Genomic DNA, 15311 nt, shown 5'->3' with positions numbered 1-15311 from the left:
AACAATAATCGTGCTTTAAATTAAATATATTACATAAATCTTCATAAAATCTTCATAATTTCGTAAAGAATATGTAACAAAAGTAGGGTATATTGTATTCTGTAGAGAATATAAGGGAGGAAATAATTTATGAAGAATAAGAAGTTCATTGTAGCAATACTAATAATAGTAGTTGGAATAGGGGTATTAGTAAAAGAATATTCAATTAAAGAGATAAATAAGGATGATATAGATGTTAGTAAGTATATAGAATATGCTGATTTAGCAAGTGAAAATAATGCACAAGTTAATTGGAAGTATGTAGCTTCCATTATTGCTGTATTAAATAAAAATAAGTTAGAAAAAGTTAATGATTCACAAATAAAAGAAGTATCAGATTTATTTGTTAAAGATTTTTCTAAAAATAATAAAGTAGAAAAGTTAAGTAGTGTTTTAAATGAGTTAAAATTCAATAATAAACAAAAAAGATTGGTTAATGATTATATAGATGACCTTAAAGATTATGGCATAAAGCCAGAAAGATTAAAATCTGACACACAATACATGAAATTTATTAATGAGATTGAAACATCCGCTATACAAAACTATAAAAATTATAAAATACTGCCATCTATAACTATTGCACAAGCAATAATTGAATCTAGTTGGGGTAAATCAAGTTTAGCAAAAGAGTATAATAACTTATTTGGTATAAAGGCCGATGCCTATTGGAAAGGAAAATCAGTTACTTTAGAAACAAAAGAACATTTAGATACAATTATAGATGATAAATTTAGAATATATGATGCTAAAAGTGAATCTATAAAAGACCATGCAAAATTTTTAGCTACAAATAAAAGATATAAAGCCAATGGTGTATTTGATGCAAAAACATATATCTATCAAGCTAAAGCATTAGAAAAAGCAGGTTATAGCACTGCAAAAGATGAAAGTGGAAATAACATATATGCAAAACGTCTAATAGAATTAATTCAACAATATAATCTTCAATTAATAGATAGTGAAATTCAAAGTAAAATGTAACCTTGACGTAACATAATGATGATATATTTATCGAGGAGGTGGCTTTTATGAAAAAAATATTCTCGGTATTTACAAGTTGTATAATTATTGCAACTATTATCACTGGATGTAGTAGTAGTGAGGTGATTAATGACACATCATCTATGTATAATGTCAAAAATCTGGATTTTAATTTTGAAGTAAAACCAGAAACTTTTGAGGTATCAGTAGAATCTAATGGTTTAAAGGAAAAGATATCTGAACCATTAAAAGAAAGGAAAGTGTCAAATTTTAAAAAGACGAAGACAGAGACATCATGGACATATCCTGATGAAAACATAGACATAAATATAAAAAAGGAGAAAAGCTATTTAGATGTAGACATTAAATCTAATTCAGAAAAAGAAGCTAGTTTTAATTGGCCAAGAATTGAAGGCGAAAGTTATGTGTTACCACTTTATGAAGGCAAGTTTATACCAAGTAATGATAAGTACTGGAAAGAGCATTTAAATGAATCAGCTTACAATGTCATAGAATCCTTTTCAATGCAGTTTTTTGCAGTAAATAAGACAAAGTATTCTGTGCTTTATATTATTGAAAATGAGTTTAATAATGAGATTAAATTTAATTCTAAAGATAAAATTAATTTTACATTTACACATGAATATCCAAGTATAAATAAAAATAAAGAGTATGGATTTAAGATATATTTGACTGACAAAAATATTACAGATGTAGCCAAAACATATAAAAATTATATAGTTGATAAAGGGGGGTTTAAAACATTAGAAGAGAAATCTAAGGATAATGAAAACATTAAAAAGCTTTATGGAGCTCCACAGATTTATTTTGCAGACAAATCTATAATAACAGTAAGTGATATTAAATGGGACAAATTAAAGAAAAATTTATCAGACGATTTAATTAATTGGATGAAAGAACTCTTAAGTAAAAAACCTGATAATAGTGAATTTATAACTGTACTTGACCAGATAAGAAATCAAGATTATATAGATAAATATCAAAAAAATCAAATAGTTCAAGCGTTTAATCAAGTTATGCAACTAAATACTTTTTATAATAGTAAGGTTTTTGATAGTAATGATAAAGAAATAAAAAAAGTATTAGATAAAGGAATATCTAAATTAAATAGAGTAGAACTTATAGAGTTTAACAAGAAGCTATTAAAGTCAAAACTAGGGGATAGTGTGAATAAAATTGATACATGGGCAAGATATAATACAATTGATGTAATTAATGATATGAATAAATCTGGTATTGATAATGCTTGGATAGGGTTTGATGATATGGAAGATGGTTATGTATCACCAGAGATAGTCAAAAGAGCTAATGATTTAGGTTATCTTGTAGGACCATATGATTCATACCATTCTATACACAAGCCAGGGGAAGAAAAATGGAGTACGGCAGCATTTAAAGATAAGTCACTATATGAAAATGCTACTATAGAAAATAAAAAAGGTGAAAAAGAATCTGGATTTCAAGGAGAAGGAAGACAACTAAATCCTACATTGTCTTTACCAAGTGTAAAAGAGAGAGTAAAAAGTATATTGGATGAAGGGTATAAATTTAATTCTTGGTTTATAGACTGTGATGCTACAGGAGAAATTTTTGATGATTATTCTCCAAATCATATAACAACACAGTCACAAGATTTAAAAGCCAGACTCGAAAGAATGTCGTATATAAGAGATAATGCTAATATGGTTATAGGTTCAGAAGGAGGAAATGACTTTGCAAGTGGTACTATAGCATTTGCACATGGGCTTGAGACACCAGCATTTGCTTGGGTAGATAAAGATATGAGCAAGAACAAAGAAAGTGAATATTATGTTGGCAGATACTATTCTCCAACAGGAGGAGTACCAGAAGTCTTTTCGAAACAGATACCTGTAAAAGAAAAATACAAAAAAATATTTATAGACCCAACTTATTCTTTACCTTTATTTAGATTAGTTTATAATGATTCTGTTGTATCTTCTCATCAATGGTTATGGGGAACTTTTAAAATTAAGGATGAAGTTGGAAGTAGAATGATGAAAGAAGTATTATATAATACACCACCTATGTATTATATAGATAGAACTGAATGGGAAAAACATAAAGGTGAAATAATTTCTCATGATAAAGTATGGTCAGAGTTTAATAAAAAGGCTATTAAAAGAGAAATGACAGACTTTGAGTTTATTTCTGATGATAGATTAGTTCAAATGACTAAATATGGAGAGGATTTAAAAGTAGTAGCTAATTTTTCTGGAAAAGATGTTAAATATGAAAATGAAATTGTAAAGTCAAATTCTTTGGTAATATATGATAATAATAAGAAAGTTATTTATAAACCAGAACAATAGATTTAATGAAAATAAATTCTATTAAACTCACATATAAAATAAAATGATATTTAATTAGACTATACAAAATAGTGACTATCTTAATTATTAAAATTAAGATAGTCACTATTTTTATATCATTTTTAATATTGAAAACCTTGCCCAAGTAATATTAAATATCTGAACTATTCCAACATATACCCTACCCATTGTACCTTTTAATAAATATAAATTTTATTTTAGACAATATATTGACTTTTTGAATTAAAGATAGTATTCTTAAATAAGACATCATATTGTCTATTTGAAGTGATATTATTTTATGAAAGAATCAAATTTGAAATGTTTAATAAACACTAAAAACAAAGACTGATTCATAGAGAAAGGAAAATATTAACGAAAATGAATACAATCATTAAAGTTCAAGATTTGGTAAAAGTATTTGATAATCAAGAGGTTATCAAACATTGTAACATAAATGTAGAGAAAGGAAGTATTTATGGATTTTTGGGTGCAAATGGAGCTGGAAAAACTACAGTACTAAAATTGATAGCTGGTTTATTAAAACCAACCGCTGGGAATATAATGATTTCTGATATGAATATATCAGAAAATCGTAATAATATTTTAAGAAAAATTGGATGTATTATAGAAACACCTATTTTTTATGAACATTTATCAGTGGAGGAAAATTTAAAGATACATAACGCTTACATGAATTTTTCTGGTGCAGATATAAATGCTGTTTTGCAAAAAGTAGGACTCGAAAATACTGGAAAGCTACAGGTATGTAAGTTCTCTTTGGGTATGAAGCAAAGGTTGGGGATTGCTCGTGCAATCATACATAATCCAGATATTCTTTTACTTGATGAACCTATCAATGGTCTTGACCCTATGGGAATAAAACAAATGCGTGATTTATTCAAAACACTTGCAAAAGAATATGATATGACACTTATTATTTCAAGTCATATATTAAGTGAAATAGAGTATATAGCTGATACAATAGGTATTATTTCAAATGGAAGTATTTTAAAAGAAATTCCTATGTCTACAGTAAAACAAGAATTTCCCAATGGTGTGGAAGAGTATTTTTTTGAAATAATGAATGGAGGAAACAACTGTGTATAAACTTATAAAATTAGAACTAAAAAAAAATAAAATTCGCCCTTATCTTAATGCCATGGGTATTATTACTTTATGTGTATTAGGATTTTTATATACATTTGCTATGATTGCTTATTTAGGAGGAGACACAGATTCTGCTGAGTTTTCTAATTACCATAATATTTGGGTAATCACTAACGTTTTACAAATGGTAGCTTATGCCATTTTATCATCTGCATTGTTTTCCACATTTGTTATAAAAGAATATTCTGGGAAAAATGCAATTTTAATTTTTACTTATCCAATAAATCGAAAGACTTTATTGAACTCAAAGATTGTATTAATAGCTACATTATGTTTGAGCTTTATGTTGATTGGAACGATTATTTCCCTACTTATATTTACGATGACAGAAGCTATTTTTCCTATGATTTCTGATAATTTTACTCTTGGATTGTTTTTTAAGATTATCATTGAAACAATTTTGTGTGCTGTATTCTCTTTATTTATAGGTGTAATTTCTGCTAGCATTGGATTTCGAAAATATTCCATTCAAACAACGATTATAGCCTCTGTTATTCTTGCCTCATGCACTGCTAACATTGTAACAACTATGATTCACACATATATTCCTTTTATTATTGTCTGGATAGTAGCAGCAGTATTAGCTGTACTTTCGTACTTATGGCTTATCTCAAAAGTCGAAGACATAGAAGTATAATTGTATATTTAATTAAAGATAGTTCTAATGAATAAAGCAACAGATAATAATAAGGTGTCATACTTTATTTATCTGTTGCTTTTTACCGTTTTGTAGATGATTAAAGTATGTTTTCCAATCAGTTTGTATATTTAAAAATAATTATAAATAGTATGTTTATTTTACTTTAATTACTTGATTTAGCATTTTTGTTATCTCAATATTAATAAATAAATTTAAAACTTTAAATATGCCCTTTTACTATAGGCTTTTTATAAAAGAATTAAATCCTTTTTAATTATTTTATATTTTATGCCTTTGATTCATTCTTATACAGATATTTAGCAAGGATTGAAATTGATAGCATAATTATGAACATACATACTATAGGTATATAAACTCTAGAACTGAAAACTTCAAATAATTTTCCATGCATAATTTGACCAACTGGAGCAACACACTGTGATACAGCTGTAATAGTAGCCATTACTTTCCCCAATAATTCATTAGGAGTTTGTTTTTGAACAATAGTTAAAACGAATATAGTAATAATTGTCATAGACATGGCTATAGGTATAACACAAATAAATAGTAATATAAAAGATGGATAGTATCCTAGTTTAAGCATTGAAGGTGAAACAGAAATGGCCATTGGTATCATCAAAATACTAATTAACATTAACCAGCGATATAATGTATTCATTTTCATTTTTTTAGCAAACATACCTATTGAAAGTGCACCTAAAACACTACTAAATTCAATAATTCCTATCCCTATGCCATACATATTATTACTACTATGCATTGTTATACGTAAAATATATTGTATTCCTACAAGTAAGAATGGAGTCAAAAATAAATTTAAAGAAGCTGCTAGAATCATGGCTTTACTAATATAAGATTGTTTTATAACATAAGAAAATCCTTCTTTCATATCACTGACTATTGTTGATACTATGCTTCCATTAACTTCTCTTTTATTAAAAGGTATATGAATAAACATTTCCATTACTGCGGATAGAAAAAATGCAATACAACTTGTAATAAGAAGCATCTTAATTCCAATAAGACCATACAACAAACCTCCAAGAACAGGAGCAAACATACTTGAAAGAGAGCCAATTCCATTTACAATTCCATTTGCTTGTTCTAAATCTTTTTCATTTACTATTAAAGGTATGCTTGCCTGCACAGTAGGTTGATACATAGAACTAATAATTGACAATAGTACCATAATAACCCCAATTAATATAATTGAATTGTTTAAAGAGGAAAGAAGACAAATAAACGTAAAAATAATAATCGAACTCATAAAATCAAAGATGACCATTAAATTTTTACGATTAAATCTATCCGCTATTGCACCACCAATTGGAGAAAATAAAAGAGGTATGTTTGATATTGCATATAAAGCTGCAAATATGTCTGCACGTCCTGTCGTATCTAAAATATAAGTGGAAAGTCCAAATCTTAACAACGATGAACCAAGTATAGAGATAATTTGACCAAGTACTATTAGATTAAAATTCTTATTAAAACAACTATTCATTTTATTTAAATCTTGCATTTTTAGAACACCTCACTTTTAAAGACTGACCGTCGGTCTATAAAGATTATAATCAATTATAAATAAGAAGTCAATAGATATACTTAATTTATAATTTTAAAATTATATTTTTAGTTTAAATAAAAGGTATTATATCTATTAAAAATATATAGTATCTTATGAATAGCGATATTTCTTTGATACTAAATTAAAAATAGTAATTTGAAATAGTTATAATGAATAGTATTAATATATAGATATAGGGAGATTGATGAAATCATGTATGAAAAAGATAAGGTTATATATAATCTGGAAGAATGTGAAAGTCTAGAAAATACATTTTACTTTTCTCAATTTAATACATATAAAAATTTTAAGCTAGCTTCTAAAAAATCTGGAGTAAGTTTATTAGACACATCTGTTTGTGGCATGAATATCCACGATATAAAATTGATTGATACAATAGAATGTATGTCATTAGAGGATGAGCAGATGACGGGTAAAAAGTTAATTTTAGTTGGTGATATAAATGCTAATATAAGGTTAGAAAACATAAGTAATGCTAAAAGAAATAGGAATCCTACAAAGAAAAATATACTTGAATTAAAAATACCTTTTAGTACATTTATACAAATGCCTAGAGGAATTAAAAATAACGATAAAATTAATTTAAAGTATATTATACAAGATATAACATCATCTATTTTAGATGAAAATAATTTATTTATAAGTGTAACTACAATTATAAGTTATGACAATAATTTTAAAATAAGATAATGTTTAAATTATAGAAAGGTGGGTGCAATGAGAGGTATCAATGAATATGGGGAAAATTTTAGTTATAAGTTATTATCTAGAAGCCCTATAATAACAAAAACTACTTTTAGTAATATTATTTCAAATGATATCAGTGGAAATATTTTAAAGGTAGAAAAATATGTTGATAAAGAATATGCATCTGTATTTGATATTTTAACATATACTATTGTTGTTACAAATATAAGTAATCGCAAAACTGGGAATATATTTTTTAAAGATTATATTTCTAAATACATAAAGTTTATAAATAATACTGTAGAAGTTAATGGTATCAAAAAAGGTGAATTAAATCCACAACAAGGTTTTTACATAGGTAAGATAAATGGAAATTGTAAAAAAAAAATATCTTTTAAAAGTATAGTATTAGCAAATTCAGCATGCAGGGTTATAGAAAACCACGCTAATATATATTATTATTATAAGTATGATATGGAAAAATTTCCAATGAAAATATCAATAGAAAGTAATTGTGTTTATACAAGTATTAAAAAAGCTGTATTTAAACAATTAAATATAAGTAATACTTTAAAAGCACCTAAAAATCTAAAAGATATATTAAAAGTGAATACAAATAGCAAAATACTCGATGTAAAACTTATAAAAAATCCTATAAATAAAGAAAAAAATTTAAAACTATGTAATTTAATAATTGTTGGAAGTATAGAGTTTGAAATGGATTATAGTTGTAGAAATCATAGTAGATTTAAATCAGTAAATAAATCAGATAATATTGATGACACTCAAGAAGATAAGGACTATAGAAGTAATATAAAAATGGCTAATGAAAATATAAAAAATTACAAAAATCAAATTAATATTAATACTAACAAAATTAAAAAAGTAACTAAAACTTTTGGTTTCTCTTGCTCTATTTGTTCACCTGTTGGAATAGTTTATGAAGATGTAAAAAGTATAAATATAAAAACTGAACATGTATCAATAAATGAACTGAATAATGGTGAATTATTTATAAATACATCACTTCTATTATACTATTAATTAGTTGTACATAAAATTTAAAATTACTAAAGTAACTATATAGTTTAATGTATACAAATATTATTATAGATTAGATATAAGGTGATAATTGTGTTAAAACGGTGTCAATTATAAAAAATCAATTATCAAGTATTTATGACTTATAAATCGATTATAAATCCTTAATAATCACCTCTTACCAAACAATTTATTCTAATATTATAATGACAAGTATATAGTTTAAGAATAAAAGTGTTAGCAAAGTTAGAGATAAGAAATTTGTGATTCTTGAGGAACTTTTAGCTTACAATATATCTGTAATAAATAAAATTAAGCATCTAGATTTACGCTAAAATAAGACAAATATGTTAAAAAAATGATAAGTTATGAGAACTTTTGCCATCTTCAATTAATATATTATTACTAGTAATAACTTTAAAATCATATTACTATTATATAAATTTTAGCTTTAAAAGAAGGTGACAAAAAGTAAATGAAAATATGCATAACAGTAGGTCATAGTATACTAAAAGGTGGAAAAAGTACAGGTGTAAATGCAATAGTTGATGAGTATAGTTATAATAAAAAATTAGCTCCTATGCTAGCAGAGATGCTTATAAGTCAAGGTAATGCAGTAGATGTAATAATTTGTCCAGAAAGACATTTTGTAGCAGAAAAGGAAGAGTTTTTTTATAGAGTTCCAAAAATAAATAGTGGCAAATATGATTTACTAGTAGAGCTACATTTAAATAAAAGTGATGGAAAAAGCTTTGGTGCAGAAGTACTTTATTATGGTAATGAAGGATTAGAATATGCTAAAAGAGTATCTAATAAACTTGGGGAACTATTTGAAAATAGAGGAGCTAAAAAAAGAGAAAATTTATATATATTGAGAAACACCAATCCAGTTGCAATACAAATTGAAAGTTTTTTCTGTGATAATATGGATGATTGTAATAAAGCCAATGAAGCAGGTTATGACTATATAGCACGATTAATAACAGAAGGTATTTTGAATAAAGATATAGGTATGTGAGATTATGGTAATTTAGGTATTGATTAATACCTTTTAATCTTAGATATAAATTGAAACAATGTCTAGAAATATAAATTAAACCTAAAAAGTATACTAATTCAGTCTATTTAAGTCGATTAAATTATCTAAAAAAATACCCCTTGAAAATATTGATTTATCAATGTTAATAAGGGGTATTTTTTTGTAAGATTTTATTTTGATTTAAGGACTAGTTTATAATTTTTTGTTGCGAAAATCTATATATGTAGGATAATAAAAACTATAAAAATATTGACATCTTACATTATAATAATAGAATGGAGAAAAATATAATTGATAAGATGAAAATAAATATAGTAAGGTGGTAACATATGAAATATACATTCGAAAGTTTTAAATTAGATAAAAAGATACTTAAGTCATTAAAAAATTTAGAATATAATGTGCCTTCTAAGGTACAAATAGAGGTTATTCCAGAATTGTTAAATAATAAAAATATAGCAGTAAAATCAAAAACAGGAAGTGGGAAAACAGCAAGTTTTGCAATACCTATATGTGAAAATATTGATATAGAGTATAATAATATTCAAGCACTTATAGTAGTACCAACGAGAGAATTAGCACTACAGGTAAAAGATGAAATATCAGATATAGGAAGGTTAAAGAAGGTGAGATGTAGTGCTATATTTGGTAGACAATCTATAAAAGAACAAATAGCTGAGTTAAAACAAAGGGTTCATATCGTTGTAGCTACTCCAGGTAGAATAATTGACCATATAAATAGAGGTACTATTAATTTAGAAAAAATGAAGTATTTAATAATAGATGAAGCTGATAAAATGTTTAACAAAGGTTTTCTTGAACAAATGGAAACAATATTAACCAATATACCGAAAGAGAGAACGTTAGGTCTTTTTTCAGCTACGATAGGTGAAGAGATAGAATATATATGTGAAAAATATATGCCAGATTATAGTATTATAAATGTAGAAGGAAATGAAAGTAATACTAATGAAGGATTAAGACAAATAGATGACAAAATAATCAAGTCAAAGGAAAGAAATAAGTATATAGTTTTAAAAGAATTAATATACAGTGAAAATCCAAGAAGTGTAATAATATTTTGTAATACTAAAGAAAAAGTATCTAAATTATATAACAAAATGAGTAAGGAAGGTTTTTTGGTAAGAGAGTTACATGCAGATTTATCCCAAGAAAAAAGAATATTTGTGATTAAGGATTTTAAAAATATAAAGTTTAATGTATTAGTTAGTAGTGATGTAGCATCTAGAGGAATACATATTGATGATATTTCTTTAGTGATAAATTATGATGTACCACAAGATAAGGAAAACTATATACATAGAATAGGTAGGACTGGGAGAAAAGGAAATAGTGGAAAAGCTATTACTATAGTAGATGAAAAGGATGAAAAATATATAGAGAATATAGAAACATATGTAGGATATAAAATAAATGAGTTAACTAATATAGAACAAAGTAGTATTATACAGGGTAAAGTTTTATTTGAAGAATATTCAAAAGAAATTTTGAAAGAAGTATCGAAAAGAAAAAAAATGGATAAAAATCCACACAAAAGTAAATGTATAAAACCAAATCTAGAAAATGAAGTTGTTAGATTATATTTAAATGCTGGTAAAAAGAAGAAAATAAGGGTCTTAGATATAGTTGGAGCATTTAGCAATATAAAAGGTATTACTAATGATGATATAGGTGTAATCGAAGTTAAAGATTTATGTTCATATATAGATATATTAAATCACAAGGGAGATTTAATATTAAAAAAATATAAGGAGATACCTATAAAGAAAAAAATGGTTAAGGTGAAAAGAGATATACGATAATTCAGTGTAATAGAAAAAAGAATTTGATTAAGAGGTATTATTATGAAATATTTTGGAAATGGGTTAAGTGAAGTACACAAAGAATTAAATAAAATCATACGTAAAGAAGAAAAAATAGAACAGGCGAAAGCACTATTTTTGGAAATTCATTCAAAATTACATCTCTCAGAAATATCAAATACAGAAAAAAATGAAGTGGACAAGCTTATTTATGACTTAAACAGAAATGAATATGCTATTATGCCAACAAGTAAGGACGAAACTATTGCGTGGGTTTTGTGGCATATTGCAAGGATTGAAGATTTAACAGTAAATGTACTGGTTGCCCAAAAAGAACAAATTTTTAATGAACAATGGAAAGAGAGATTGAATGTTTTCATTACAGATACAGGAAATACTCTCTCTGATAATGAAATTATGAATTTAAGTAAAAGTATCAATATTGATGAATTGCTTTGCTATCGAAATGAAGTTGCAAAAAACACAAGAGAGGTTATTAAGAAGTTGAAATCTGAAGATATGAAGCGAAAGGTTTCTCCAATTGATTTAGAAAGGATTTTGGTAACTGGTGGAGTAACAAAGCATGGAGATTCTATTTGGTTGCTGGACTTTTGGGGGAATAAAGATATTGCTGGCATTTTGCTTATGCCTCCTACTCGCCATGTTATACTTCACTTGAATGATTGTTGCAAATGGAAAGAACATTTTCGTACAAAAAAGAAACTTTACAGAAGTTAAATTACAATAAATTAAGTAAATAACAAATCAACTAAAGGTATTATTGATTTTAGCTATACTCTAAGCTATACTATTTTTAAGTGTTTATGACAATAGTTATTTTAAATGTAAGTTGTAAATATATATTTATAGAAATATTAAAGGGGGAAATATATGGCATATTTTAACTATAATAACAAACAGTGCTACTATAATGAAATTGGAGATGGTACGCCATTACTTTTTTTACATGGAAATACAGCTTCTTCTAAGATGTTTGAGAATATAATAGATTTTTATAAAGATGAATATAAAGTAATATTAATTGATTTTGTGGGTCATGGCAAATCTCAAATGGTTGATAAGTTTTCTGTCGATTTATGGTTTGATGAAGCTATGCAAGTTATATGTTTTTTAGAAAAGATGAACTATAAAAAAGTAAACATAATTGGTAGTAGTGGAGGAGCTATTGTTGCATTAAATGTTGCACTTGAAAGACCTGATTTAGTGAATAAGGTAATTGCAGATAGTTTTGAAGGAGAGGTTCCTCTAGAGTCATTTGTGCAAAATGTAAAATTAGAGCGTGAAGCATCAAAGCAAGATGATGATGCAAAAGCTTTTTATATTTACAATCAAGGCGAAAATTGGGAGCAAGTAGTAGATAATGATACAGAAGCTATTTTTGAACATTATAAAACTATAGGTAAATTTTTTCATAAGCCCCTAGAAACTATGCAACCAGATGTGCTTTTAACAGGAAGTAAAGAAGATGAATTTGTATCTTTAGTGTCTTTTGATTTTTATGAAAATACATTTTCTTCACTTCTTAAAAAGATTAAAAATGGGAAAATACATGTGTTTAATAAAGGTGGACATCCTGCAATTTTATCAAATGGTCTTGATTTCTCAAAAATAGCTAAAGAATTTTTAAAGAAGTAATTTAAAAATCTTTGTACATAAGAATGTGTAACAAACATTGGAAAAGAGACTTATAAAAAGTAATAAATATTGCCTATAAAAAGGATACTTGATTATTTCATAGAGAATTTATCAAGTATCCTTTTAAATGCTAAATCAATTGACATAGCTTTTCTAATGAGGCAGATTTATACTTATTTTTATTTATTACTACAGTAATATCATTAAAAAGTTTAAAATCAGGAATGAATATCTGCATGAGGTTTCCTTTTTCTATTTCTTGCTCAACTAGAATTTTAGGAAGAATTGAAACACCTAAACTATTTTTAGTAGCTTCTATTAGGGATTGTGAATCTACACTTTCCCAGCTTGCATGTACTTTGTAACCTTGCAAGGTTACAGCTGATTCAAAAGTTTCGCGTACAGCACTTCCTCTTTCTCGTAATAGTAAATCCATACCCAATAGTTGAGATAAACTTAATTCGGCAGTACTACAATAACTTGGTGAAGATACAATGCATAATTCATAAGAAGAAAATTTCCTTATTTCTAATGAGCCTTGTATGATTTTCCCTTCAATAAAAGCTATATCAACCTTTCCTTGTTTCAATAATTTTAATGCTTTTAATGCACTATGGACTTCAACGTTAATCTTAGTATTTGGAGATATTTCCTGAAATTTCCTTATTAACTGAGGAAGCCATATTTGAGCAAACGTAATACAAGAAGCAATATGTATGGGAGTTTCATACTCTAAGTTTTTAATTCTTGATTCAACATTTTCTAAATTTTCAAGTATTGGTAAAATTTCTTGTAAAAGAAGTTCTCCAGTTTTTGTTAATTTAACACTTTTATGTAATCGCTCAAATAATTTGGTTTCAGCTTCATTCTCAAGTTCTCTTATTGCATGAGAAACTGCTGATTGTGTAATAAATAAATTATTTGCAGCTTTAGTAAAATTTTCTACTTTTGCAACTTCTCTAAAAATAATGCAATGTTTAAAATTCATAATCAGACTCCTTTACTCATGAATTAAATTCATGTCTGCAACAATATTTTATCATTTTACAAATAGCAGTACAACATTTATAATATGTCCATGTGCACATAGAAAGGAATATTATGAGAAAAAATATTAAATTGTATTTATGGCTTTGCTATATAAATTTATTTATAAGTGCCTTTACTTTTGGTGGAGGATATGTTGTTGTTCCCATGATAAAAAAGTACTATGTTATGGATAAAAAAATATTTAGTGAATCAGAGCTTATGGAAATGGCTACGATTGCTCAATCTTCACCTGGAGCAATTGCAATTAACTTAAGCATTTTAGCAGGTAAAAGAACAGCTGGATTTATAGGAGTAATTATCAGTTGTATTTGTTCAATTATACCTCCTATAGTAATTTTAGGTCTTGTTTCAAGGTGGTATGTTGCGTTTTCTTCAAATATTTATATAATTGCAATCTTAAAAGGTATGCAAGCATGTGTTGCTGCATTGATTGTAGATTTGACTATAGATATGTATAAAATGATTCTTAATGAGAAATCAATGCTATTAAATCTATTAGTACCATTTTCATTTATTGCTTGTACTTTCCTTAAAATTAATGTAATACTCGTATTACTTTTAAGTTGTTTGATTTCTTTGTTTGCTATATATATTCAACTTCGAAAAAAGGAGGGGAGTATATGATTATAAATTTATTCTTTACATTTTTGAAAATAGGAATGTTTAGTATAGGTGGTGGTTATGCTATTATTCCACTTATACAGGAACAGGTAGTTTTTAAGCAAGGATGGATAACAGAAAAGGTCTTTACTGATATTATTACAATTTCTCAAATGACTCCTGGACCATTAGCGGTTAATACTTCTACCTTTGTTGGTATGCAAGTGGCAGGAATTGAGGGTGCTATATCAGCAACAGTTGGATGTATAATATCAGGAATAATTATTTCTATATTTTTATATGAATTTTTTAAGAAATATAGGAATTCGAAATTTGTTTTTGAAATTTTAAATGGACTAAAAGCATCATCTTTAGGATTAATCATCTCAGCAGGATTTACAATTATATTGTTGACATTTTTTGGTTCTTCAAATTATTATACTACCAATATTTTCAAAAATATAGATATTGTAGCTGTTATTTTATTTTGTTGTTCACTGTATTGTTTACGAAAATATAAGATTGGACCTATACTTATGATGGTATTATCTGGATTGTTTGGATTAATTGTATATTTGTAAAGAAGGTCAATATATAGGTAAAGAAAGGTTTACATATAATG

14 protein-coding genes are annotated in these 15311 nt (G+C 26.3%); 12 read left to right on the top strand and 2 right to left on the bottom strand.

Annotated features, from left to right (window positions below; translation table 11 throughout):
- Positions 1–129: 129 nt before the first annotated feature.
- The 4 genes from KGF41_RS04480 (at position 130) to KGF41_RS04465 (ending at position 5181) form a co-directional block, all read left to right on the top strand.
- Complete coding sequence (locus tag KGF41_RS04480) at positions 130–1023, top strand: glycoside hydrolase family 73 protein (protein WP_227856397.1); 894 nt, start codon at positions 130–132, stop codon at positions 1021–1023.
- Positions 1024–1070: 47 nt separating this feature from the next.
- Positions 1071–3374, top strand: coding sequence for a glycoside hydrolase (locus KGF41_RS04475; protein WP_227829556.1), 2304 nt, complete (start codon positions 1071–1073; stop codon positions 3372–3374).
- A gap of 381 nt (positions 3375–3755) precedes the next feature.
- Positions 3756–4484, top strand: a complete 729-nt coding sequence (locus KGF41_RS04470; RefSeq protein WP_227856396.1) for an ATP-binding cassette domain-containing protein — start codon at positions 3756–3758, stop codon at positions 4482–4484.
- Positions 4477–5181 carry an ABC transporter permease gene (locus tag KGF41_RS04465; RefSeq protein WP_227829554.1) on the top strand — a complete coding sequence of 235 codons (705 nt, stop codon included), beginning with the start codon at positions 4477–4479 and terminating at the stop codon, positions 5179–5181. Before KGF41_RS04470 ends, KGF41_RS04465 begins: the two co-directional genes overlap by 8 nt.
- A 289-nt stretch (positions 5182–5470) precedes the next feature.
- On the opposite strand, the gene KGF41_RS04460 is transcribed toward KGF41_RS04465, so the two are convergent.
- Positions 5471–6727 (bottom strand): MFS transporter, encoded by a 1257-nt coding sequence (locus KGF41_RS04460; protein ID WP_227829553.1) that lies wholly within the window; start codon positions 6725–6727, stop codon positions 5471–5473.
- Positions 6728–6985: 258 nt separating this feature from the next.
- Between KGF41_RS04460 and KGF41_RS04455 the strand changes: the two genes are divergently transcribed.
- The 6 genes from KGF41_RS04455 (at position 6986) to KGF41_RS04430 (ending at position 13039) form a co-directional block, all read left to right on the top strand.
- On the top strand, positions 6986–7483 hold the full coding sequence (locus KGF41_RS04455; RefSeq protein ID WP_227829552.1) for an SPOCS domain-containing protein: 498 nt from the start codon (positions 6986–6988) through the stop codon (positions 7481–7483).
- A gap of 27 nt (positions 7484–7510) precedes the next feature.
- Positions 7511–8524 carry a DUF11 domain-containing protein gene (locus tag KGF41_RS04450; protein ID WP_227841564.1) on the top strand — a complete coding sequence of 338 codons (1014 nt, stop codon included), beginning with the start codon at positions 7511–7513 and terminating at the stop codon, positions 8522–8524.
- 472 nt (positions 8525–8996) lie between these two features.
- On the top strand, positions 8997–9539 hold the full coding sequence (locus tag KGF41_RS04445) for an N-acetylmuramoyl-L-alanine amidase (protein WP_227829550.1): 543 nt from the start codon (positions 8997–8999) through the stop codon (positions 9537–9539).
- Between the two features lie 350 nt (positions 9540–9889).
- Positions 9890–11383: a DEAD/DEAH box helicase gene (locus KGF41_RS04440; protein WP_227829549.1), complete on the top strand. Its 1494-nt coding sequence runs from the start codon at positions 9890–9892 to the stop codon at positions 11381–11383.
- 42 nt (positions 11384–11425) lie between these two features.
- Positions 11426–12121, top strand: coding sequence for a DinB family protein (locus tag KGF41_RS04435; RefSeq protein WP_227850060.1), 696 nt, complete (start codon positions 11426–11428; stop codon positions 12119–12121).
- A gap of 153 nt (positions 12122–12274) precedes the next feature.
- Entirely contained in the window at positions 12275–13039 is a 765-nt protein-coding gene (locus KGF41_RS04430) for an alpha/beta fold hydrolase (RefSeq protein ID WP_227856395.1), read from the top strand.
- Positions 13040–13169: 130 nt separating this feature from the next.
- Here KGF41_RS04430 and KGF41_RS04425 read toward each other — a convergent pair whose 3' ends face one another.
- Positions 13170–14027: a LysR family transcriptional regulator gene (locus KGF41_RS04425; RefSeq protein WP_227850058.1), complete on the bottom strand. Its 858-nt coding sequence runs from the start codon at positions 14025–14027 to the stop codon at positions 13170–13172.
- Between the two features lie 113 nt (positions 14028–14140).
- Between KGF41_RS04425 and KGF41_RS04420 the strand changes: the two genes are divergently transcribed.
- Both KGF41_RS04420 and KGF41_RS04415 read left to right on the top strand, forming a co-directional pair.
- Positions 14141–14713 (top strand): chromate transporter, encoded by a 573-nt coding sequence (locus tag KGF41_RS04420; RefSeq protein ID WP_227829545.1) that lies wholly within the window; start codon positions 14141–14143, stop codon positions 14711–14713.
- Positions 14710–15270, top strand: a complete 561-nt coding sequence (locus tag KGF41_RS04415) for a chromate transporter (protein WP_227829544.1) — start codon at positions 14710–14712, stop codon at positions 15268–15270. The genes KGF41_RS04420 and KGF41_RS04415 overlap by 4 nt, the downstream gene beginning before the upstream one ends.
- The last annotated feature ends 41 nt before the right edge of the window (positions 15271–15311 follow it).

This window comes from Clostridioides sp. ZZV14-6150 (genome assembly GCF_020657875.1).
Lineage (GTDB): Bacteria > Bacillota > Clostridia > Peptostreptococcales > Peptostreptococcaceae > Clostridioides.
Note: the sequence above shows the minus strand (reverse complement) of the source record. Positions and strands in the feature narration are given on the sequence as shown.